The sequence below is a fragment of the Agrobacterium sp. RAC06 genome, from assembly GCF_001713475.1.
In the GTDB taxonomy this organism is placed as follows: Bacteria; Pseudomonadota; Alphaproteobacteria; order Rhizobiales; family Rhizobiaceae; genus Allorhizobium.
Genome location: NZ_CP016499.1, coordinates 1,420,809 through 1,440,368 on the forward strand (window position 1 = coordinate 1,420,809; position 19,560 = coordinate 1,440,368).

Consider the following 19,560-nt stretch of genomic DNA (forward strand, 5'->3'; position numbering starts at 1 on the left):
CGCCTTTGTGCCCCTCGCGCACAGCCGGTGTCCGCGAAGCTTCCATTTGCCTAGCGGCCCGTCTGCGCCTCACCCGTCACCCGGTTATAGCGTCCGTCAGCGCCCAGTCCGTCGGTTGCCGACCCATCCGGCTCCATCGAGCCCCCGTCTTTCGATGCCGGCTCGCTGCGCTTTGCCACACGGACTGCCAGCGCCCGCCGCAAGATCGCGGCAAGCTGCGTGCCCGTCTCCTCCAGCGCCACGCCCCGCCGCCCGGATCCGCGCCCTTGTCCGGCGCCGCGGCTCATCCCGTCACCTCGCGGCAAAGCGCCAGCTGAAACCGGCCCGTCTCGTCGGGGTCGCGCACCGCCAGGATCTCGAACACCCGCGCGCCTTTGCGAAATCGCTGCCCGGCCACGAGATCGCCACGCGAGCGCACCGTCACATGATGCGTGACGGTCGCCACAAGCCCCGGCCCCTTTTCCTCTTCGGCAAAGCTGCGCGGCTCGACCAGTGCCCAGACGCGGGCAATTTCAACGAAGCCCGTCACCGCCCCGCCCTGCCCGTCCTCGGCCACATCCGGTCGCTCCAGCGTAAGCCGCGCCGTCAGCCGCCCGGCATCGATATCCAGCATGACCATGGTCAGAGCCCCCTTTGGCAGAAGGGCGCGATCAGCCGGTCATAACCCGGCGGCACCATAGCCGGCTGCGCCTCGACCGCGACCACACCGCGGCAGGCATACATCGCCGCGACATGCGTGAGCATCGCCCGCTTCAGCGTCTCCGGCACATCCTGGCCGCTCTCGCCGAAGCCGGCTGACAATTCCACCTCGATCCCGTTCATTGCCCGCCCCGGCTGCGGCACGTCCCGCAGCCAGAGCCGCGCTGGACGCGCCTGACCGTCGAGCAAGTGGCCATCAAGATCCACAGCCTGCGGCTCGCCATCCCCGTCATAGACTGTCACCGCGGTCACCACCCGGACAGGCCCACGCGGAATGGTCACAATCCCATCCGCCGGCCAGTCGTCGAGGCAGAGCCGGAAATTCCTTTCCGCCAGCACCAGTCCCGTCCCCCGCTCCAGATGCTCGCGGGCGACGATGGCAAGCGCTGAAAGCAGCGCATCCTCCTCCTCCGTATCGAGCCTCAGATGCGCCCTGATCTCGACAAGCGTCAGCGGCTCCACCGTGGGTGGATTAAGTTCGATGATGGTCATGGGAGGTTCCTTGAAAACGAATTGCAGGTAGCCCCTCACCCTGAGGCGCCGGGCCACGCCCGGCCTCGAAGGGCGAGGCCACCCTGAAGAGTTGAGAGATGGATGCTTCGAGGGGCGCTCCGCGCCCACCTCAGCATGAGGGCGGTGGCGGGCCTCCCTCTCTTCTCCCCAGCGGGGAGAAGGTGGCGCGCAGCGCTCAGGTGCAACTTTTTGCACCGGGGATGAGGGGGAGCGAAGCTCAGGCTTACTATTCAACGCTTCGCCGCCCCCCCTCACCTCGCCTCCGCTGCGCTCGGCGCTCCTCTCCCCGAGGGGAGAGGCGGTCACGCGGCCGCAAAACCACCTCGCCCTCAAGCGGAGGGACACGCCACCCTCACGCCCCGAACTTCACCAGCTTGATCGCCTCGAAGTCCTGCACCCCGCCGCCCACACGCTTCGTCGTGTAAAACAGCACGTAAGGCTTCGCCGAATAGGGATCGCGGAGCACGCGGACGCCAACGCGATCCACCACGAGATAACCCGCGCGGAAATCACCGAAGGCGATTGCCGTCGCATTGGCCGCAATCTCCGGCATGTCCTCGGATTCGGCGACCGGGAAGCCCATCAGCGAAGCGGGATCACCCGCCCGCGCCGGTGGCGCCCAGAGATAGTTGCCGTCGGCATCCTTCAGCTTGCGCACCGCGCCCTGGCTGCGACGGCTCATGACGAAGGTGCCGTTCTGCCGGTGTCCCGCCTTCAGCGCATAGACCACGTTGATCAGCACATCGGATGCACCGCTTGCCGCGAAAGCCCCCGCCGCCCCCGTGGCAACGGTGCCGATCTTGCCCCATTCCCAGGCGCCGTCATCCACCTGGTCATAGGCCAGGAACCCCTTCGGCTTCAGCACGCCGTCACCCGACACGAAGGCCTCGCCTTCCTGTTCGGCAAAGGCGATGTCGACTTCCGCCGCAATCCAGGCCTCGATATCGACAGCCGCATCGTCGAGCAGGCCTTGGGTCGCCGCCGGCATGGCATAGAGCTCCATGGTCGGGAAGGCGAGTTCGGCCAGTTCCGGCGTGCCGGTTTGCGTGCGCGCCGCCGTCTCCGCCACCCAGCCCGAGGCAAAACCCGAGGCGGCAAACGGCTTCTTCAGCACCGCGCCCGAGACCTGCCGCACGGTCGCCAGCGACCGGATCGGCGAGATCACGCGCAGCCTGCGGCCGATCTCCTCGTCCACCTGCTGCGGCACCAGATAGCCCCCGTCGCCGGAGACCCCCGCCGACAGCGCCTTCTGGTCGAGATCGCGCAGGGCCTGGTCGTCGCCGCGCCGCACATAGGCCTCGAAGGCCGCCTTGTGTTCGGCCAATCCCGCCTCGTCGCGACCGGGCCGCTCCAGCGCCGGACGGCGCTTCTTCAAGACGAGTTCGTCCAGCAGCCGGCTCTGCTCGTCGATCGCCTTGTTGATCCGCTCGACCTTGTCGCGGGTCACGACATCGCTCGACAGCTTCTCCTCGATCTCGCCCAGCCGCTCGTCATTGGCCTCCTTGAAGGCCTCGAAGGCATTCATGAATTCGGCAAAGGCCGCCGTCACCGTATCGGGCGCCGCCTTCACCTCGGGTGCTAGCCTCGCCGGCGCCCCCTTGGCCCGCTTGCCGCCTCGCCCGCCTGCAGCGGAGGCCCCACGCCCCACCGCATCCGTCCTGTCCTGCCCCGTCATCATTGCGTCTTCCATGTCGCTCATCCTTTCGTGAAGTGATTGTTCGCCATCGACCGAGCCGCCCGGCGCATCAGCCGGACAAGCTCGGTTTCCCTGTCGCGGCAAAACCGCCTGTGCTTGACATTGGACACTCTCGCTGTCGGCAGCATGGGAAAGGTCACCACCGAGATCTCCCAGAGATCGGCCTCGAGAATCCGCCGCACGCCCGTCTTGCGGTCCGCCCTCGTCTTGACCGCCCGAAACCCAATCGACAGCCCGTCGAGCGCGCCGGCCTTCATCAGCGCATGCACCTCGCGGGCGCGGCCGACATCGGTTGCAAGCTTGCCCTCGACATAAAGCCCCCGCTCATCCTCGCGGATGACAGTCCAGCGGCCGATCACCTCGGCCGGATCATGCTGAAAGAGCATGCGCACGCCGCCCGCCCCGCGCTTCGTCAGCGACGCGGCAAAGGCCCCGGGCTCGATCGCATCGCGGCCAAGATCGACCTCGCCGAACAGGCTCGCATAACCCGAAAACCGCCCGTCGCCCGCCACGCCCTTCAGCGTCAGCCCGGCATACCAAAACCGCGGCGCACCCGCCGTTTCCAAAGCCTGCATGGCTTGTCTCCTCGTGATGTTGATTTGGTTTGGTCTCCTTGCGACGCGCAAAGGCGGTGCCCACCTGCCTGCCCCTTGAGGGGGGAGGTCGCCGCAATGCGGCGGGTGGGGGTGACGTGCGGACGCAGAACGGTTGGCACGGCAGCGGCGGGTCCCTCCCTCTTCTCCCCAGCGGGGAGAAGGTGCCCGAAGGTCTCAGGTGCAACTTGTTGCACCGGGGATGAGGGGGAGCGAAGCTTAAGTTGAACCTTCGACGCCTCGTCGATCCGCCCCCTCACCTCGCCTCCGCTGCGCTCGGCGATCCTCTCCCCAAGGGGAGAGGCGGTCACACAACCGCTCCCGGCTCCCCGTCAAGGGGAGGGTAGAGACCGGCGTCCCCCATCGCCCTCACCCTGAGGTGCCCTCGCCATGCGAGGGCCTCGAAGGGTCGAGGCCAGCCGTATCACGCACACAGCATCCTTCGAGGCCCCTGCCTGCGCAGGGGCTCCTCAGGATGAGGGGTCACTGCGTCACCCACCCACCCTGTCCCCCGCCCGGCACGTCAGCCGCACCAGTACACCCAGCCCCCACCAGGCGGTAAACGACGCCAATGTCGCCCCCGCCAGCATGATCTCCGCCGTCGAGAGCCGCCCCTCAAGCCCCAGCTGTCCGGCGCCCCAGAGACCCGTCGGCCCGCCAAAGATCAGCCCGCAGGCAACCCCGGTCAGAAAACGCACGGCCGCCTCGCGGCGATGTTTGGGGAGGAGATAGACCAGCGAGATCGCGGAGCCCGCGACAGCACCGATCAGACGCGCGGAGGTCACCCCGCCATCATGGCCGAAGTCAGTCATTTGTTCATCTTTCGCAGTTAGCTTTTAGGAGAGCGCCGGCCGGAACGATCCCGCCCTCAAGGCTGCGGCCGGCGCCCTTTTCCCCTTCAGCCCGAGCCGAGCGCTTCACCCGTCAGGTGAAGTGGCAGCGAATTGCCGAGTCAGTGGAGTCGCTTGACGGCGAAAATTCACAATCTGATTCCGCCGGTTGAATTGATAGATGAAGCCGTGGCTGGCCCTGCCTGCCACGAACTGCGGTCAAAACCGCATCGTCCGAAACGTCAGCGACACCAGCCGCACGCGCATCAATCACGTCCGACCGCCGCGCCGGGATCGCATGCGTCCAGTCGCGCCGCGCTGGTCCCGCGAGCACCAGCAGCGAACGCGGCTGCAAGATGACTGCGCGCGTCTCGCCGCTTGCAAGGCATCCAAACCGCATCTCGCAGCCCGACAGCAGACTGAGCGAGGCTATCACCTCGCCGAAACAGGGCTCGCAATCGACATGCGCGCTGATCCCCTGCCCGGGCAGATATTCATTGGCAATCACCTGGTCCGGCACGTCTGAGAAAAACCCGTCCGCCACCAGCCGCTCCGCCAGCCCCTTGAGCATGTCCGGCAGCGGCCCGATCCGGCTCTCCGCCGTGGCGCTCCTCGCCCGGTAGTCATAGCGATGGCCGAAATGCCGCACCCGCCGCTTCAGCTCGCCGCTCCACGCACCGGCGTCGAGGAAGGCGGCAAGCGCTACTTCCTGCAGAGGGATGATCCAGTCGGCGGTGAGGCTGGCACCGGGTGGCAGGTGGGGCTGGGTTTCCATAGGCGGTGTCCGTATCGGTAGAGCAAGCATCCTAGTGCGGACATCTGTAACTGGCATCCGTGTGATGCTGGGGGATATTGCCAGCGGAACTGATCCCCTCACTTGCGAAATCTGAAGTTTAGGCGGCTTGCGCTCGCCTAAGCCTTCGATTTCGCTTTCTCCCCCAAAGAGGGGGAGAGGGAGCCGAGGCCCGCAGCATCGACACCTCTCCCCTTTGTGGGAGAGGTTACAAAATCGAGGGCTTAGCCCGATCAGGGCTAAACCTCAGATTTTGTTGGTGAGGGGATCAGCGCTTTTGGCACAACCAACCCCTCAATACCCCACCGCCTCGCGCTTCTCCTCGTCCGTCAAAAACGCCGCCGCCCCCACCCGCGCCCAGAGCGCATCGCGCTCGGCCGAAAGCCCCGCCACCGTATCGAGATCCGGCACCAGCCGCAGCCCCTCGCCGGTCAGCTCGCCCAGAAACACCGAAAGCGACGCCCCCGTCCGCGTCACCAGAGGCAGCACGGTCAGCCGATAGAAGGCGCGGTTCGCCTCCTGGTAATTGGCATAGGTGTTGTCGCCGGGAATGCCGAGCAGCATCGGCGGCACGCCGAAGGCGAGTGCGATGTCGCGGGCAGCCCCATTCTTCGCCTCGACAAAATCCATGTCCTTCGGAGAAAGCCCCATCGACTTCCAGTCAAGCCCGCCTTCCAAGAGCAGCGGCCGCCCGGCGCGCATCGGGCCGGAATAGCCCTCGTCGAGCTCCACCTTCAGCCGCTGATACTGGTCGGCGGAGAGGTTGCCGCCCTCCTTGGGCTGATAGACCAGCGCGCCGGAAGGCCGTGCCGAATTGTCGAGCAGCGCCTTGTTCCAGCGCCCCGCCGCGTTATGCAGATCGAGTGCCACCTGCGCTGCCGCCAGCGGCGCAAAACCCTCGTGATCATCGAGCGGATGAAACAGCTTCAGATGCAGGAGACCATCGAGCGCGATCCGCCTGGCCTTGGTGCCGGCGCGATAGTCATAGGCAGACGGCCAGCCATCCGCCCCGGTCACCACGCTCACCCGGTCTGGCCGAAGCAGATGCAGCTCCACCGCCCGCTCCGCACTGCGCCCGCCGGTCGCCACCGCCTCGACATAGGCATTGCCCGAAAGCAGCAGCTGGCCATAAAGCGTTTCGAGAAAATCCGCCCCTGTCATCGCGCCGTTGGGCCGTGCCAGCAGAGCAAGCGCCGGATGCTCCGGCCGCTCGGTCTCGCTGTTATAGGCGAGGAACGCGATGCTGGCCGCCGCCTCTGACACCAAACGCACGCAGCGATGCGCGACCGGGTTCTTCATGAACCCCTCGCGCGAAAGTGCCGCATAGGACCTGCCCGTCCACCGCGCCTCGCCCTCGCCCGCAATCAGCGCCAGCGCCGTCCCGGGTCGCGGATGAAGCGCCTTTTCCTCGGGCACGGAGGTTCGATCCCGGGCTTGCGCCCAGGGCATTCGGAAGGGAAGTTTCATGGGGATGTCCTCGACAGAAATGAAATCGATCAGGCAGCCTGCCGCGATCGGCCCGGCCCCCGCCTATGCCGTCTCTTGCAAGCGATCGCCGGCCTCAGCCTGCAGCCGGCGGTACCTTGCCCGCACTTAAGCGCAGTCCGTCGATCAGCAGCTCGACCATCACTGATGTCTCGCCCTCCGGCTCCGCGCCCTTGATCGCCGCGAGATTGCCGATGGCGCGCAGCAGTTCGTAGGGCTCAATGCCTGAACGAACGGCCCCGACATCGACAGCTGCGTCCAGGAGCCCGGCTAAAGCCGGTTCGAAATTCTGACGGAAATAATCGGGCAGCGCCTGAAAGGCCGGATCGCCGGAATGCAGCGCCTGAGCCAGCCCACGCTTGGCGGCAATGAACCTGGTGAAACGGCGCAGCCAGAGCGCCAGCGCCTCGCCCGGCGGATGCCCTGATGCGAGCACCACCGCCTCCGCCGTACAGGCGTCCACCTCGCGCTTGAACACTGCGATGACGAGATCCGCGCGGCTCGGAAAGCGCCGGTAGAGTGTGCCCACACCCACTCCGGCGCGTGCCGCGATCTCGCGGGCCGGCGCGTCGACACCGCTCGCGGCAAAGATCGCCTTGGCCGCCTCGATCAGCGCATCCTCGTTGCGCTGCGCATCGGCGCGCACCCGCGATCCGCCTGCGTCCTGTCCGTGATTCCCGTCCAATTCGGCCTCTTTATCCATGCTCAGTTTGGAGCAGCACGGAGAAATCCCGCGCAGCCCTTGCTAAACGGAACGGCGTTCCGTATATAGCCTCAACATTCGGAACGACGTTCCGCTTAATCCTTATCCCCTTCACCCCGCAATTTCCAGAGCCCGGAGCTTCATTCCATGAACGATCTCGTCACAAAAGCACGCACCATCCCGACGCCGACCCCGCAAGCCACCATAACCATCAACCCGGTCACGCTGCCGGCGCCCGGTCGCGGCCGCCCGCTCGATCTGCGCATCACCACACCGCTCTCCGGCGACAGCCTGCCGATCATCCTTCTCTCGCATGGCCACGGCCCATCGCTCTATATTCCCTCCAAGGACGGCTATGGCCCACTCGTCGATTTCTATGCCGCCCATGGTTTCGTCGTCATCCAGCCGACCCATGCCAATTCGAAGGTCGCGGGCCTCGGCCAGGATGCGCCCGGCTATCCCTTCTTCTGGCAGTCGCGGCTCGACGACATGACGCTCATCCTCGACAGTCTCGCCACCATCGAACAGGCCGTGCCGCTGCTATCAGGCCGCCTCGATCACACTCGGATCGCGGCCGTCGGCCATTCGCTCGGCGGCCAGACCGTCGGCATGCTGCTCGGCGCGGGCCTCACGGATACCGCCGATCCGGCCGTCACCCGCGTCCGCCGTCCGGAACCGCGCATCAAGGCCGGCGTGCTTCTCGCCGCCCCCGGCCTCGGCGGCGAGAGCCTCAGCGATCACGCGCGGGCAAACTACACCACCCTCAACCCGGATTTCTCGACGCTCACCACCCGCACCCTGGTGGTAACAGGCGATGCCGACGACAATCCGCATCTGACACCGCGCGGCGCCGACTGGCACGTCGATCCCTATCGCCACGCCCCGGGTGCGGAAGCGCTGCTCACACTCTTTGGCGGAAAACACGGCCTCGGCGGCATCGCCGGCTATGATGCCAAGGAAACCGACGACGAAGACCCTGATCGCCTCACTGTTACCCAGCGCATAACACTCGCATGGCTGAGAACTGCGCTCGATATCGACGCCAAGAGCTGGCCGGACGCGATGGCTGCGCTTGAGGCCCATGCTGCGGATCTCGGCAAAGTCGAGCAGAAGCAGATGTGAACTGGGTGCCCCGCTGCGGCGCGTGTCTCGTGCCGCAGCGGGACGGTTTGTCAGCAGACCGTTCCCGTGCAAAACTGCGCAGCACCCTTACCGGCACGAACATTTCTCTCGGACCTTGAGGAAGCACCATGATGGACATCACTGCCACTAGCGGTTTTTTCAACCAGGCCGGTCTCTTCCTGCTCGGCTTATCGGTCCTCGCCGGTCTCCATCTCTTGCTGCGCCGGCGCCAGAGCCGCTGAGCCCTCACACCCGCGCCGTCACCGCATCCCCCACCACATAATCCGCCGCATAGCGCTCCTCGCGCAGCGGCTTCACCCGGCGGATGCTCTCCTCATAAAGCGGATGCGCCTTGTAGGCAGCGAGTGCCGCCTCGTCCTCGAATTCGCCGTAAACCACCAGATCGATGCTGCGGTGAAAACGGTCGGTCTTCACATTCGTGCCGATCTCCAGCCGTGTTGCACTCGGGATCTCCGTCAAGATCGATAGCCCCGCACGCACGGCCTCGAGATGTTCGGGGCTGACGGTGAAGAAGACGATGTGGCGGATCATGAGGCACCTCAAAGAGCTATTGCAGCGCAAAAGCCGATAGCATCGCGCGGGCCTCCGCTCAATGCGCCGCTTGGCCGCCTCACACCACCAGCCCCGCCCTGACAGCCGCGTCGAAGATCCTCGCCGTCACCGCGATCTTTTTCGCCCGGTCGGTGCCGTTGACGATCTTTCGCGCCCCCGTCCAGTCGGCCTTGGTGCCGGAGAAAAAGTCGGAGAGCCTTGCCCCCGAAAACAGGCCTTCGGTCATGCCGACCACCAGGATGGTGGCGGATACGTCGAGCCTGAGCGCCAGATCCGGCTCGGCCACGAGGTCGAGCCCGGTCACCCGGCTCATCTTCGCGTAGTTCTCGCGATGGGTGATCTGCACAAGACCCCGCCCATAATAGCTGCGGCCCGCCGCATCGCGGCGCCAATAGGGTGTCGTCACCGTCGGCAGCCTGCCCGCCCGCCAGGCCCGTTCCAGCCGGTTGACGGCCTCCGCATCGTCAGGCGCAAAGGTCTCGCGCACCGCCTGCATGGTGCCGCCGGTCTCGTGATGCGCGGTCGCCAGCATATAGGCGAGCCAGCGCGGATCGCCCCAGCCGCGCGCCGAAAACCGCGTCAGCACCGCCTCCACGCCGTCCACCTGCCCTTGAGAAAGCCGCCCGCCGAACACGGCATTGCGCAGCCCCGCGAAGACGATTCGCCGGTCGATCCGCATGATGAAATCCTCGATGTCGGGAAGAAAGCTGCCGGCTACGCCGTATCGGGCGCTGCGGCCCTGCGAAAAAGTTCGGAATTAAAACGATTGAAGAAATTTCAATCGTTTAGAGCTCGTTCCGTTCATATTTACAAAGGTTTAACGCTGTGGAACTTTCAGCCTACAGACACGTTTGGAGGCCAGACTTCCAAACCCGAGGAGGGAAGACATGCAGACGAACACTTCGACCAAGACCGCCGCCCCGGCAACGATCCCGGCCCATGTCCTGCAGCGCCTCGAAAACGAATGGCGCCAGGTCCGCCAGCCGGCAGCCCCCGCAACGGCTGCGAAGTAAACCTACCCACCGCATTGCGTGATCAACCGGCGTCCGAAAGGGCGCCGGTTTTTTCGTGTGGTGGATAATGGAACGGATCCCCTCACTTGCGAAATCTGAAGTTTAGCCGGCTTGCGCTCGCCAAAGCCTTCGATTTCGCTTTCTCCCCCACAGTGGGGGGAGAGGGAGCGCGGGGCCAGCCGCATCGACACCTCTCCCCCTTGTGGGAGAGGTTACAAAATCGAGGGCTTAGCCCGATCAGGGCTAAACCTCAGATTTTGTTGGTGAGGGGACCCGTTCCGTTAGCACCACACCTCTTGTCCCCACACCCCAAAGGCGCATACTGAGCCAATCCAACAGGCCAGTCCCATGCGCCACGAACCAAAACCCCTTGCTCGAGCCCGGGCGCGCCAGATGCACGCCGACCCGACCACACCCGAAGCCATGCTCTGGCGCGCGCTCCGCGACCGCCAGCTCTCCGGCGCCAAATTCCGCCGACAGGTACCGTTGCGCGGCTACATCCTCGATTTCGTCTGCTTCGAAGCCAGGCTGATCGTTGAGGTCGACGGCGGCCAGCACGGCGACAGCCTCCACGACCTTAATCGTGACGCCCTCTTCCGTGCCGAAGGCTTCCGCATCCTGCGCTTCTGGAACGACGAGGTCCTGCAGCATCTCGACGATGTCTGCCGTCATATTCTGTCGGAGCTGCGCAATTCGGGCGAGTGAGAGTGCCAACGGAACCGATCCCCTCACTTGCGAAATCTGAAGTTTAGGCGGCTTGCGCTCGCCTAAGCCTTCGATTTCGCTTTCTCCCCCACAGAGGGGGGAGAGGGAGCGCGGGGCCAGCTGCATCGACACCTCTCCCCTCTGTGGGAGAGGTTACAAAATCGAGGGCTTAGCCCGATCAGGGCTAAACCTCAGATTTTGTTGGTGAGGGGATCGGCACCATGGGCACATACCCACCTCACACCCCCCGGATCCTTGGCTCGCCGCCACCCTCCAGCATCAGCGCCGTCAGCGCCCAGACCAGCGCATCCAGCCGGTCCGGCGAGCGCCCGTTCGACAGTCCCTCCGGGCCAAAATCACACATCTGGTCCTCGAGCTCGGTAAACCGCCCCGCATGCAAAACCCGCCCCTGCTCGTAGAGCGCCGCCACCGGTTCGGCGCGCAGGAACTTGCCGCGCGTCGCCCGCACCGTCGTCACCGGCAGCCGCGCTTCGATGCCCTCGAGCACGGCGCGCACCATGTCGCCGCCCTGGTTCACCTCGGCCACCACCCGGTCGGCCTCGAACCGCCTGTAGGCAGAGACCACCGCGCGCGCCCAGCCCGCCGGGCCCTGCCCCTCCACAGAACAATCGGACAGCACCACCGCCTGGCCGTTTTCCTTCAGCCCGGCCACCACGATGCCGCAGCAGGCAGAGACCCCGCCGGCCGGCGGATCGACCGCAACCACGATGCGCCGCAAGGGCTCTGAAAGCTTCACCACGATCTCATCGAGCCGCGCGCGCTTCCAGAGCGCATCCGGCCGGTCCTCGATCAGCTCGCCATCGAGCTCCTGCCGCCCGAGCCTTGTCCCGCCATAACGGGCGCTGAGCGCGCTCAGGAACCCCGGCGCCAGATGCCTCGCATTGGCAGCCGTCGCCATCCTTGTCAAAACCGTCGCCTCGTCCGCCATCAGCCGCTTTACCAGCGGCACGGGCCGCGGCGTCGTCGTCACCACCTGGCGCGGATCATCACCCAACCTCAGCGCAAACTGCAGCATGTCGAAGGTCTCGTCGGCATGTTTCCATTTGGCGAGCTCGTCGCACCAGGCGAGATGAAACTGCGGCCCGCGCAGGCTTTCGGGATCCTCTGATGAAAAGATCTGGGCGATCGCCCCGTTCGGCCATACCAGCCGCCGCCGCGAAATCTCCACCTCCGGCCGCATGCGTCTCGCAATCCTTGCCAGCCCCGAGTCGCCGTCGATCATCACCTCACGCGCATCGCCGAGCGTCTCCGCCACCAGCGCAATGCGCAAATCCGTCCGTTTGCCCGCCGCCAGCACCTGCGCCTGCACCCATTCGGCCCCCGCCCGCGTCTTGCCCGATCCCCGCCCGCCGAGGATCAGCCAGCTGCGCCAGTCTCCGTCAGGCGGAAGTTGTTCGGGCCGCGCCAGAAGCAGCCAGTCACGGGAGAGAAAGGCGAGATCGGAAGGTGAGAGCTGCGAGAGGTTGAGTGGTCCCTCCGGGCGAGCAGCGACACCTGCACCATCCTCAATCGCCCCTGCCGTCACCCTCACGTCCCGCACCCGATGCCCTATGCCAGCCACAACAACCTCTGGAGCATCAAGCCCCGCCGCCGCCCAGCTTTCGGGCGCCATGGTCGTGGAAACAGTCTCCAGAGCGGCTGTGGTCCTCCTGCCATTCACGGCCAGCGCCTCGGCTTCCACCGCGACCTGCCCGATCATGACGGATGCGGCCCGTTCAGTCTCGACCACCCGATCCCTCATCCGCCGCCCCAGCGATTTCGGCGTCATCGGCAGTCTCCTTGGGCGATTATGCAAAACAGCGTCAGCCCTCAGGGCGCCCCTCATGCCGAGGTGTTCGCAACAGCTAGTTACGAAGCATCCGTTTGATCCGGTGCCTGTGTAACCGATCCCCTCACCAACAAAATCTGAGGTTTAGCAAGTGAGGGGACCGGTTCAGTTGGCAAGCCTCCTTCAGCATCAGACCTCGAAAGCTTGGCTCAATCACCCCTCAAGGCGGCCCCCGCCCCTCGGCGAGGCCAGCCACCTCCGCCATCCGCGCGGCCACCGCCGCCTCCAGCCGTGCCGCCACCTCAGCCTCGACCCGTGCCGCAATCAGCGCCTGGACCTCGCCCCGCAAAACCTCCGGATCGCGCGCCTCGATCAGCCGTTCCTCGGCATCCAGTCGGTCGCGCTCCATCTGGCGCAAAAGCGCATCGATCTTCTCCAGGGTGCGCACGATCAGCGCAATCGCATCGGTCGCCGCCTTGATGTCGGCCCGCGCCAGTTTCGCCAGCGCCTCGTCGGCCCCGTCGATCAGGCTCTCGGCCCCGGCCCTGAGGCGGCGAAACAGCTCGAACTGGGCGCGCATCTCGGTGGTGAATTCGTTGAGCAGGGTCACCAGATCGCCCGCGCCCGCCGCCTTCACCTCGATGACATCAGGCAGCGCCTCGTCCAGACCCGCACGTCGATCCTCGCCCAGCATGGCCCCCTCCGAAACGAAAGAAGGGCCCGCCAAGCGGACCCTTTCCAAACCTCTCCGGATCACCTTGGCCCTCAAGGCCACAGCTTCCCGATCATGTCAAAATCCTATCCGACGACCGTCACGGTGTCAAGGATTATTTTCCTATTTTGGTTATGACCCACCTCCCCCCTTGCGGGGGAGGACGGAAAATCGAAGGCTTAGGCGAGCGCAAGCCGCCTAAACTTCAGATTTTCCAGGAGAGGGGCGCAGTTCCGTTGCATCTGCCTTACCGATCCCCCCTCACCCTGCCTTCGACCTGTTGCGCCCCGCGTTCTTCGCCTCATAGAGCGCCAGATCCGCCCGGGTGATGAGATCGCGCGCTTCCCGCACGCCGCCCTCACCCGTGCCAGCGTAACCGACGGAGACGGTGACGGTCGTAAGCCCGTCGGCGCGGGCCGGATGCGGGATCGAAAGCTCGCGCACGGTGCGGACCAGCCGGTCGGCCAGGAAGGCGCCGCCGGTCTCTTTGTCCACGGCAAAGAGCAGCGTGAACTCCTCGCCGCCATAGCGGGCGGCAAAGCCGTCGTGGCGGGCGGCGAAGGTTGCGAGCGTCGAGGCGATGCGGCGCAGGCAGTCGTCGCCGGCGACATGGCCGAAGCGGTCGTTGAAGGCCTTGAAGTGGTCGACATCGACCATCAGCAAGAGCACGTCGCTGCGCGTCTCGAGCCAGGCATGCAGCGTCTCGTCGATATGCCGGCGGTTGGCAATCCCGGTCAGCATGTCGGTCAGCGTCAGGTCGCGCAATTGGTCGCCGCGGCGCTCGGCAATGTCGGCACGGTTTTGCGCATCGTAGCGGGCGAGATAGGTGAGACAGCGCTGTCTCTCGACATGCCAGTTGCCGTAGAGCGTGAAGAAGAGGCCGGTCACCACCTGCACGGTCAGGGGAAAGATCAGGTTCTCGTCCAGCCCCGGCTTGGCGTGGATGACAAAAAGCGCCGTCAGGCAGGTACCGGCGGTGAAGATCAGCGCAAGGCGAAAACGCAGCACCAGCAACATGTTGCCGAAGAGCAGCACGAGCGGCAGTTCACCCAGCGTATAGGTCGCATAGCTCGATTGCGAGATGTAAACCAAATAGAGCGGCAGCAGGCTCGCGACGAACATACCGCCGAGCAAGAGCAATTCGCGGATCGCCGGCGGCACGCGGGGCACGAGATAGAAGATCACCAGCGAGCCCGGCACCAGCACCAAGAGGCGCATGGCGACCGTGAAGGGCTGGATGTCGGCCATCAGGTGCAGGCTGGTGAGATTGTAGATGTTGTAGACGATCAGGCCGACGATGATCGCATGGCGCAGATGCCGGATGCGTTCGGCGCCGAAATCCCGTTCCTCTGCGCGTTCCACTTCGGGCGCCATGCGCAACAGCCAGTTCAACCGCCCTCTTGCGCCCGTCTCCGTCTGCATGCCCCCGCCATTGCTCCCTCGCGACGCTCGAACAGCGCCGCATCGGGTTTCACCATGGCGGAAGGCGGCAAATTTTTCGCTAATTTAGAGCGCGCAAAATGAAGCTGGCCCGGTATTTTTTGGGCCGCGACCTAGCGCCGTCGCACCAGACTTTGCCCCTGCTTGACCCCAGCTCGGGGCCGGGTTGCGCCTGCCTTCAGGCCTCCGGCCCGCCGAACTGCTCCCAGGCGGCCATGGCGTCGCCGGCATACATCAGCGAGGGGCCACCGCCCATATAGACGGCGAGCCCCAGCGCCTCCTCGAATTCCGCCTTTGTGCAACCAAGCTTGATCAGCGCTTCGGTGTGAAACCCAATGCAGCCGTCGCAGCGGGTGGAAATCGCAATGCCGAGCGCCACCAGTTCCTTCACCTTCTTCGACAGCGCCCCATCCTTGGTCGCCGCGCCCGCCATGGCTGAAAAGCCCTGCATCACATCGGGAATGTCCTTGCGCAGGGTCTTGATTCCGCTTGAGATATCCCGGGTGATGGCGATGTAGTCCTTGCCCATGGCGGCGTCTCCATAATATATACGACGCTACATATATATTGAGGTTCGAGGAGATTGCAAGACATTCAGCGGGTACCGGGTACCGGGTACCGGGTAGCGGGTAGCGGGTAGCGGGTAGCGGGTAGAATGCAAGTCGCCTATAGGCCGATCAAGCCCTTGTCTGTTCGACCTGCCCCCTTCCAACTCTTCGCTACTCCCTCCACCCTCACACTTCCCGCACCGGCGTGTAACCCGCCTCACGGATCGCCTGTTCGGCAAGGACCGCATCGCCTTCGATAAAAGCCTTGCGGGCGGCGAGATCGATCGTGACCGCCTTGCCCGGCAACACCTCCGCCAAGGCCTTGACCACGGTCTTCTCGCAATGCCCGCAGGTCATGTCCTCGATCTTGAAAACCGTCTGTCCAATCATGGTCTTGTCCTTTCCATTTGCCGACCGCTTCAAGCCGTCGCTTCCAATCCCTTTCTGCACCTTCCCATGGGGGCAAGGTCAATCCCCGCAGCAGTCCCCGGCCTTGTCCTTTCCGGCGGTCTTTTGCCGCAGCGGCTTGCCCTCGAGATCGGCGAGGATCGGGCAGGTGGGTCGATCATTGCCGAGGCAGCGCTCGGCGAGATGGGCCAGCGTGTCACGCATCGCCTGCATCTCGGCGATCTTCTGTTCCAGCTCCTCGACATGGGCGAGCGCCAAGGCCTTTACCTCGGCACTTGCCCGCTCCTTGTCGTCCCAGAGTTTCAAGAGCCGTTCGGTCTCTTCAAGCGAAAAGCCGAGATTGCGCGATCGCCGCACGAAACGCAGCCGGTTGACGCTGTCGGCATCATAGACCCGGTAATTCGAGGCCGTCCGGCCCGCCGGCGCAATCAGCCCGATCTCCTCATAGTAGCGGATCATCTTGGCCGAAACGCCCGAGGCATGCGAGGCTTCGCCGATATTCATCGTCATCGTCGTTTCTCCTTTCGTCGCCGCCCCCACAGGGGGAGAGGCGGAAATTGCCGACCTCCGCGCACGCCACCCTCCCCTTGAGGGGGAGGGTCGGAGCGAAGCTCCGGGGTGGGGTGACCCAGCGGCGCACATCAACTCACCCCACCCGCGCGTTCCGCGCGACCTCCCCCTCAAGGGGAGGTCAAGAACCCCGTCACCTTCGCCGTCCGCAACCGCAATGCATTCGTCAACACAAACACGCTCGACAACCCCATGGCCGCCGCCCCCAGCATCGGCGAAAAGGTGATGCCGAGGAGCGGATAGAGCAGCCCCGCCGCCACCGGGATCAGCGCAACATTGTAGCCGAAGGCCCAGAACAGGTTCTGGCGGATATTGGCCATGACCTTGTCCGAGAGCTCGATCGCATGCAGCGCACCCATCAGGTCGCCGCCGACCAGCACGACATCGGCGCTTTCAATCGCCACGTCGGTGCCGGTGCCGATGGCAATCCCGGCATCCGCCGTGGCGAGCGCCGGCGCATCGTTGATGCCGTCGCCGACAAAGGCGACCTTACCACCCTTCGCCTGCAGCGCCTTGATCGCGCTCACCTTTCCCTCCGGCAGCACTTCCGCCACCACAGCATCGATGCCGGCCTTCCTCGCCACGGCCTCTGCCGTGCGCCTGTTGTCGCCGGTCACCATCATCAGCTTCAGACCGCGGGCCTTCAGGGCTGCAATCGCCTGTTCACTCGTCTCCTTGATCGGATCGGCGACCGCAATCGCCGCTGCCAGCTTGCCGTCGATGGCAACGTAGAGCGGGCTTGCGCCTTCATCGGCAAGACGGGTGACGGCGGCGGTGAGATCCGATGTCTCGCCCTCTGCCATCACCCCGAGCTTCACCATGAACCGGTCAGCCCCCGCTGCAATCTTCCGCCCGTCAACGATCCCGGTCACGCCAAACCCTGCCACCGCCTCGACATTCTCCACGGCAGACAGGGCGATCCCCCGCGCCTCCGCCGCCCGCACGATGGCATCCGCCAGGGGATGCTCCGAGCGCGCCTCAAGGCTTGCGGTCAGCCGCAGCACCTCGGCCTCGTCGAACCCCTCTGATGTCACGATCTCGCTCACTTCGGGCTTTCCGGCCGTGATCGTGCCGGTCTTGTCCATCACCACCCAGTCGATGTCCGCCAGGCTCTGCAGCGCCTCCCCCTTGCGGAAGAGCACGCCGAGTTCGGCGGCGCGGCCGGTTCCGACCATGATCGAGGTGGGCGTGGCGAGCCCCATGGCACAAGGGCAGGCGATGATCAGCACGGCCACCGCCGCCACGAGCCCGTGCGTATAGGCGGGCTCCGGCCCGAAGATCAGCCATAGGAAAAAAGTCACAACTGCGATACCGATGACTGCGGGCACGAACCAGGCGGTCACCTCATCGACCAGTTTCTGGATCGGCAGTTTCGCCCCTTGCGCTTCCTGGACCATGCGGATGATGCGCGAGAGCATCATGTCGGCGCCAATGCCTGTCGCCTCGAAGCGGAAGGAGCCGGAACCGTTGACCGTACCGCCGATGACGGTGGCGCCCGGCCCCTTTTCGACAGGGATCGGCTCGCCCGAGATCATCGCCTCGTCAACGGCACTTGCCCCGTCGATCACCCGGCCATCGACCGGAATACGCTCGCCCGGACGGACCACGACGGTGTCACCGAGCTTCACCTCCGACAGCGGCACGTCGCGCGTCGCCCCGTCTCGCTCGACCCGCGCAGTCTTTGCCTGGAGGCCTGCCAGCTTGCGGATCGCAGCCCCCGTCCGGCCCTTGGCGCGCGCTTCCAGCAGCCGGCCGAGCAGGATCAGCGAGACGATGACGGTCGCGGCCTCGTAATAGACATGCCGGGCATCGACAGGCAGGATTTCAGGCGCAAAGGTGGTCACGACGGAATAGAGATAGGCGGCGCCCGTGCCGATCGCGACGAGTGCGTTCATGTCGGGCGCCAGACGCAAGAGCGCCGGAATGCCCTTCAGATAGAAGCGCCGGCCGGGGCCGACAAGCACCGCCGTCGCAAGCGCAAACTGCAGGAGATACAGACTGTTGCCGGGGAAAATCTGCATCAACACATGATGCAGCGGCGGATAAATATGCGCGCCCATTTCCATGACGAAGAGCGGCAGTGTCAGGACAAACGCGATCAGGAAATCGCGCTTCAGCCCCGATATCTCCTTCTCCCGGCGCGCCTCGCGGCTGTCGTCGGCCTGGCCTGTCGAGACCGCCGGATGCGCCGCCCCGGGAACCTCACCGGGTCTGGCCTGGCCAGCGCCCCCCTGCCCTTGTTCGGCCGCGGCTTCATCCGTCGAAGCACCGACGAGCCTGACCGCGTAACCTGCCTTGGCCACGGCTGCGGTAAGCGCCGGCAAGGCATCGGCCCCGCCCAGCACCTTCACCACCGCCTCGCCGGTCGCCAGATTGACGCTTGCGCTCTCGACGGCGGCCACGGATTTCAAGGCCTTCTCAACCCGCGACACGCAGGAGGCGCAGGTCATGTCCTCGACCTCCAGCACCAGCGTCTCGGCCTTGGCCTCATAGCCGGCCTTGTCGATCGCTTCGAGCAGAGCGCCTGCCGAGAAGCCCTTTCCCGGGGTCACAGACAACGTCTCGGTCGCAAAATTCACCGCGCTCGCCTCGACCCCCGGCACGGATGCCACGGCCTTTTCCACCCGCCGCACACAGGATGCGCAGGTCATGCCCTCGACAGGCAAAAGGATGGTTTCGTTCTTGTTCTTGGCCACATCTGGCTTGGACTGCATATTCATAGCGGTCACCTCCGCCACCATAGATGGACCTTCCCATCATGGGAGGGTCAAGGGCGGGGGTGCCAATTAGTTCTCGAGAGCTGAAAAATCCGTGCGAAGAGACTCAATAAGGTTCTTCAAGTGAACACGTCTCTCGTCGGGCAAATGCCAGAACGGCCAAGGATCGGCTGCAATTCTTCCAATCAAGGTAACAATTTCCACCGCCATTCGCGGTAAGCCGGCCAACTCGATCGACCATCCCGCTGGCTCAAAGTGGACAAAACGATTTCGGAGTTCATGAAGCAGCTCAAAAGCACGCTTTTCGCCAGCGGAAATCTCTATTGGTTGACCCGCTCCCAACTCCGTCATCTCGTCCCTGGTTTGAACCCGAGAGAAAAGTGTCTTCATGTCAGCGAGACGGGACGACGGAAACGGATCCGAGATATTCTTTGGCTTACCAGCAATATGGCGCTCACGATCTCGCTCATGCCACTCCAGCTGTCTGTCGACGGATCTCTGATCGAGCGCACCCACGCCGGCTGTGCCGTTCAAATGACAGACTAAAGCTCCCTGTAGCGCGTTGTGAAGGCAGATGACGAGGTATTTCCAGTTTAAGGGCTTGGACTGAAGATCCTCAAGGAAGGTTTTGCAAGCTTCCAGCGATCCCAA

21 protein-coding genes are annotated in these 19,560 nt (G+C 64.8%); 3 read left to right on the plus strand and 18 right to left on the minus strand.

The genetic code is table 11. From position 1 onward, the window contains the following. Positions 1-50: 50 nt before the first annotated feature. The 9 genes from BSY240_RS06845 to BSY240_RS06885 all read right to left on the minus strand — a co-directional run bounded on the left by BSY240_RS06845 (position 51) and on the right by BSY240_RS06885 (position 7,312). A complete protein-coding gene (locus tag BSY240_RS06845; protein WP_150127419.1) occupies positions 51-242 on the minus strand; it encodes a hypothetical protein in 192 nt (63 codons plus the stop codon). A gap of 41 nt (positions 243-283) precedes the next feature. After that, positions 284-619, minus strand: a complete 336-nt coding sequence (locus BSY240_RS06850; RefSeq protein WP_069041806.1) for a phage head closure protein — start codon at positions 617-619, stop codon at positions 284-286. A gap of 2 nt (positions 620-621) precedes the next feature. Further along, positions 622-1,191 carry a head-tail connector protein gene (locus BSY240_RS06855; RefSeq protein ID WP_069041807.1) on the minus strand — a complete coding sequence of 190 codons (570 nt, stop codon included), beginning with the start codon at positions 1,189-1,191 and terminating at the stop codon, positions 622-624. Between the two features lie 373 nt (positions 1,192-1,564). After that, a complete protein-coding gene (locus BSY240_RS06860) occupies positions 1,565-2,902 on the minus strand; it encodes a phage major capsid protein (RefSeq protein ID WP_150127420.1) in 1,338 nt (445 codons plus the stop codon). Positions 2,903-2,907: 5 nt separating this feature from the next. Continuing rightward, positions 2,908-3,483, minus strand: coding sequence for an HK97 family phage prohead protease (locus tag BSY240_RS06865; protein ID WP_069041808.1), 576 nt, complete (start codon positions 3,481-3,483; stop codon positions 2,908-2,910). 509 nt (positions 3,484-3,992) lie between these two features. Next, positions 3,993-4,313, minus strand: coding sequence for a DUF6107 family protein (locus BSY240_RS06870; RefSeq protein WP_069041809.1), 321 nt, complete (start codon positions 4,311-4,313; stop codon positions 3,993-3,995). A gap of 112 nt (positions 4,314-4,425) precedes the next feature. Next, entirely contained in the window at positions 4,426-5,106 is a 681-nt protein-coding gene (locus BSY240_RS06875; RefSeq protein ID WP_150127421.1) for an alpha-ketoglutarate-dependent dioxygenase AlkB, read from the minus strand. Positions 5,107-5,418: 312 nt separating this feature from the next. Further along, positions 5,419-6,591, minus strand: coding sequence for a phage portal protein (locus tag BSY240_RS06880; protein ID WP_069041810.1), 1,173 nt, complete (start codon positions 6,589-6,591; stop codon positions 5,419-5,421). Positions 6,592-6,685: 94 nt separating this feature from the next. Then, on the minus strand, positions 6,686-7,312 hold the full coding sequence (locus BSY240_RS06885; protein WP_083229576.1) for a TetR/AcrR family transcriptional regulator: 627 nt from the start codon (positions 7,310-7,312) through the stop codon (positions 6,686-6,688). A gap of 147 nt (positions 7,313-7,459) precedes the next feature. On the opposite strand from BSY240_RS06885, the gene BSY240_RS06890 reads away from it, so the two are divergent. Continuing rightward, positions 7,460-8,434, plus strand: a complete 975-nt coding sequence (locus BSY240_RS06890; protein WP_069041812.1) for an alpha/beta hydrolase family protein — start codon at positions 7,460-7,462, stop codon at positions 8,432-8,434. A 246-nt stretch (positions 8,435-8,680) separates the two neighbouring features. On the opposite strand, the gene BSY240_RS06895 is transcribed toward BSY240_RS06890, so the two are convergent. Beyond that, complete coding sequence (locus BSY240_RS06895; protein WP_069041813.1) at positions 8,681-8,986, minus strand: Dabb family protein; 306 nt, start codon at positions 8,984-8,986, stop codon at positions 8,681-8,683. A gap of 79 nt (positions 8,987-9,065) precedes the next feature. Further along, a complete protein-coding gene (locus tag BSY240_RS06900) occupies positions 9,066-9,686 on the minus strand; it encodes a glycoside hydrolase family 19 protein (protein WP_069041814.1) in 621 nt (206 codons plus the stop codon). Positions 9,687-9,894: 208 nt separating this feature from the next. On the opposite strand from BSY240_RS06900, the gene BSY240_RS24500 reads away from it, so the two are divergent. Beyond that, the gene (locus tag BSY240_RS24500) at positions 9,895-10,020 is read left to right on the plus strand and encodes a hypothetical protein (RefSeq protein WP_256367279.1); all 126 of its coding nucleotides are present in this window, start codon (positions 9,895-9,897) and stop codon (positions 10,018-10,020) included. Between the two features lie 348 nt (positions 10,021-10,368). Next, positions 10,369-10,725, plus strand: coding sequence for an endonuclease domain-containing protein (locus BSY240_RS06905; RefSeq protein ID WP_069041815.1), 357 nt, complete (start codon positions 10,369-10,371; stop codon positions 10,723-10,725). A 238-nt stretch (positions 10,726-10,963) separates the two neighbouring features. Here the strand turns inward: BSY240_RS06905 and BSY240_RS06910 are convergent, their stop codons facing one another. The 7 genes from BSY240_RS06910 to BSY240_RS06940 form a co-directional block, all read right to left on the minus strand. Then, entirely contained in the window at positions 10,964-12,445 is a 1,482-nt protein-coding gene (locus BSY240_RS06910) for a DNA-packaging protein (RefSeq protein WP_083229716.1), read from the minus strand. Between the two features lie 289 nt (positions 12,446-12,734). Next, a complete protein-coding gene (locus tag BSY240_RS06915) occupies positions 12,735-13,208 on the minus strand; it encodes a hypothetical protein (RefSeq protein WP_069041816.1) in 474 nt (157 codons plus the stop codon). 279 nt (positions 13,209-13,487) lie between these two features. Continuing rightward, a complete protein-coding gene (locus BSY240_RS06920) occupies positions 13,488-14,648 on the minus strand; it encodes a GGDEF domain-containing protein (protein ID WP_069041817.1) in 1,161 nt (386 codons plus the stop codon). A gap of 196 nt (positions 14,649-14,844) precedes the next feature. Continuing rightward, complete coding sequence (locus BSY240_RS06925) at positions 14,845-15,195, minus strand: carboxymuconolactone decarboxylase family protein (protein WP_069041818.1); 351 nt, start codon at positions 15,193-15,195, stop codon at positions 14,845-14,847. 205 nt (positions 15,196-15,400) lie between these two features. Further along, entirely contained in the window at positions 15,401-15,604 is a 204-nt protein-coding gene (locus BSY240_RS06930) for a heavy-metal-associated domain-containing protein (protein ID WP_069043869.1), read from the minus strand. A gap of 78 nt (positions 15,605-15,682) precedes the next feature. Further along, a complete protein-coding gene (gene cueR, locus BSY240_RS06935) occupies positions 15,683-16,126 on the minus strand; it encodes a Cu(I)-responsive transcriptional regulator (RefSeq protein WP_069043870.1) in 444 nt (147 codons plus the stop codon). A 176-nt stretch (positions 16,127-16,302) separates the two neighbouring features. Beyond that, positions 16,303-18,912, minus strand: a complete 2,610-nt coding sequence (locus BSY240_RS06940) for a heavy metal translocating P-type ATPase (RefSeq protein WP_069043871.1) — start codon at positions 18,910-18,912, stop codon at positions 16,303-16,305. Between the last annotated feature and the right edge of the window lie 648 nt (positions 18,913-19,560).

Excerpts from the sequence above, each read along its gene's own strand:
- BSY240_RS06865 (WP_069041808.1), bottom strand. The coding sequence starts at position 3,483 with ATGCAGGCTTTGGAAACGGCGGGTGCGCCGCGGTTTTGGTATGCCGGG.
- BSY240_RS06925 (WP_069041818.1), bottom strand. The coding sequence starts at position 15,195 with ATGGGCAAGGACTACATCGCCATCACCCGGGATATCTCAAGCGGAATC.
- BSY240_RS06920 (WP_069041817.1), bottom strand. The coding sequence starts at position 14,648 with ATGCAGACGGAGACGGGCGCAAGAGGGCGGTTGAACTGGCTGTTGCGC.
- BSY240_RS06880 (WP_069041810.1), bottom strand. The coding sequence starts at position 6,591 with ATGAAACTTCCCTTCCGAATGCCCTGGGCGCAAGCCCGGGATCGAACC.
- BSY240_RS06940 (WP_069043871.1), bottom strand. The coding sequence starts at position 18,912 with ATGAATATGCAGTCCAAGCCAGATGTGGCCAAGAACAAGAACGAAACC.
- BSY240_RS06900 (WP_069041814.1), bottom strand. The coding sequence starts at position 9,686 with ATGCGGATCGACCGGCGAATCGTCTTCGCGGGGCTGCGCAATGCCGTG.
- BSY240_RS06910 (WP_083229716.1), bottom strand. The coding sequence starts at position 12,445 with ATGATCGGGCAGGTCGCGGTGGAAGCCGAGGCGCTGGCCGTGAATGGC.
- BSY240_RS06890 (WP_069041812.1), top strand. The coding sequence starts at position 7,460 with ATGAACGATCTCGTCACAAAAGCACGCACCATCCCGACGCCGACCCCG.
- BSY240_RS06870 (WP_069041809.1), bottom strand. The coding sequence starts at position 4,313 with ATGACTGACTTCGGCCATGATGGCGGGGTGACCTCCGCGCGTCTGATC.
- BSY240_RS06860 (WP_150127420.1), bottom strand. The coding sequence starts at position 2,902 with ATGGAAGACGCAATGATGACGGGGCAGGACAGGACGGATGCGGTGGGG.
- BSY240_RS06915 (WP_069041816.1), bottom strand. The coding sequence starts at position 13,208 with ATGCTGGGCGAGGATCGACGTGCGGGTCTGGACGAGGCGCTGCCTGAT.
- BSY240_RS06885 (WP_083229576.1), bottom strand. The coding sequence starts at position 7,312 with ATGGATAAAGAGGCCGAATTGGACGGGAATCACGGACAGGACGCAGGC.
- cueR (WP_069043870.1), bottom strand. The coding sequence starts at position 16,126 with ATGAATATCGGCGAAGCCTCGCATGCCTCGGGCGTTTCGGCCAAGATG.
- BSY240_RS06850 (WP_069041806.1), bottom strand. The coding sequence starts at position 619 with ATGGTCATGCTGGATATCGATGCCGGGCGGCTGACGGCGCGGCTTACG.
- BSY240_RS06895 (WP_069041813.1), bottom strand. The coding sequence starts at position 8,986 with ATGATCCGCCACATCGTCTTCTTCACCGTCAGCCCCGAACATCTCGAG.
- BSY240_RS24500 (WP_256367279.1), top strand. The coding sequence starts at position 9,895 with ATGCAGACGAACACTTCGACCAAGACCGCCGCCCCGGCAACGATCCCG.
- BSY240_RS06855 (WP_069041807.1), bottom strand. The coding sequence starts at position 1,191 with ATGACCATCATCGAACTTAATCCACCCACGGTGGAGCCGCTGACGCTT.
- BSY240_RS06875 (WP_150127421.1), bottom strand. The coding sequence starts at position 5,106 with ATGGAAACCCAGCCCCACCTGCCACCCGGTGCCAGCCTCACCGCCGAC.
- BSY240_RS06930 (WP_069043869.1), bottom strand. The coding sequence starts at position 15,604 with ATGATTGGACAGACGGTTTTCAAGATCGAGGACATGACCTGCGGGCAT.
- BSY240_RS06905 (WP_069041815.1), top strand. The coding sequence starts at position 10,369 with ATGCGCCACGAACCAAAACCCCTTGCTCGAGCCCGGGCGCGCCAGATG.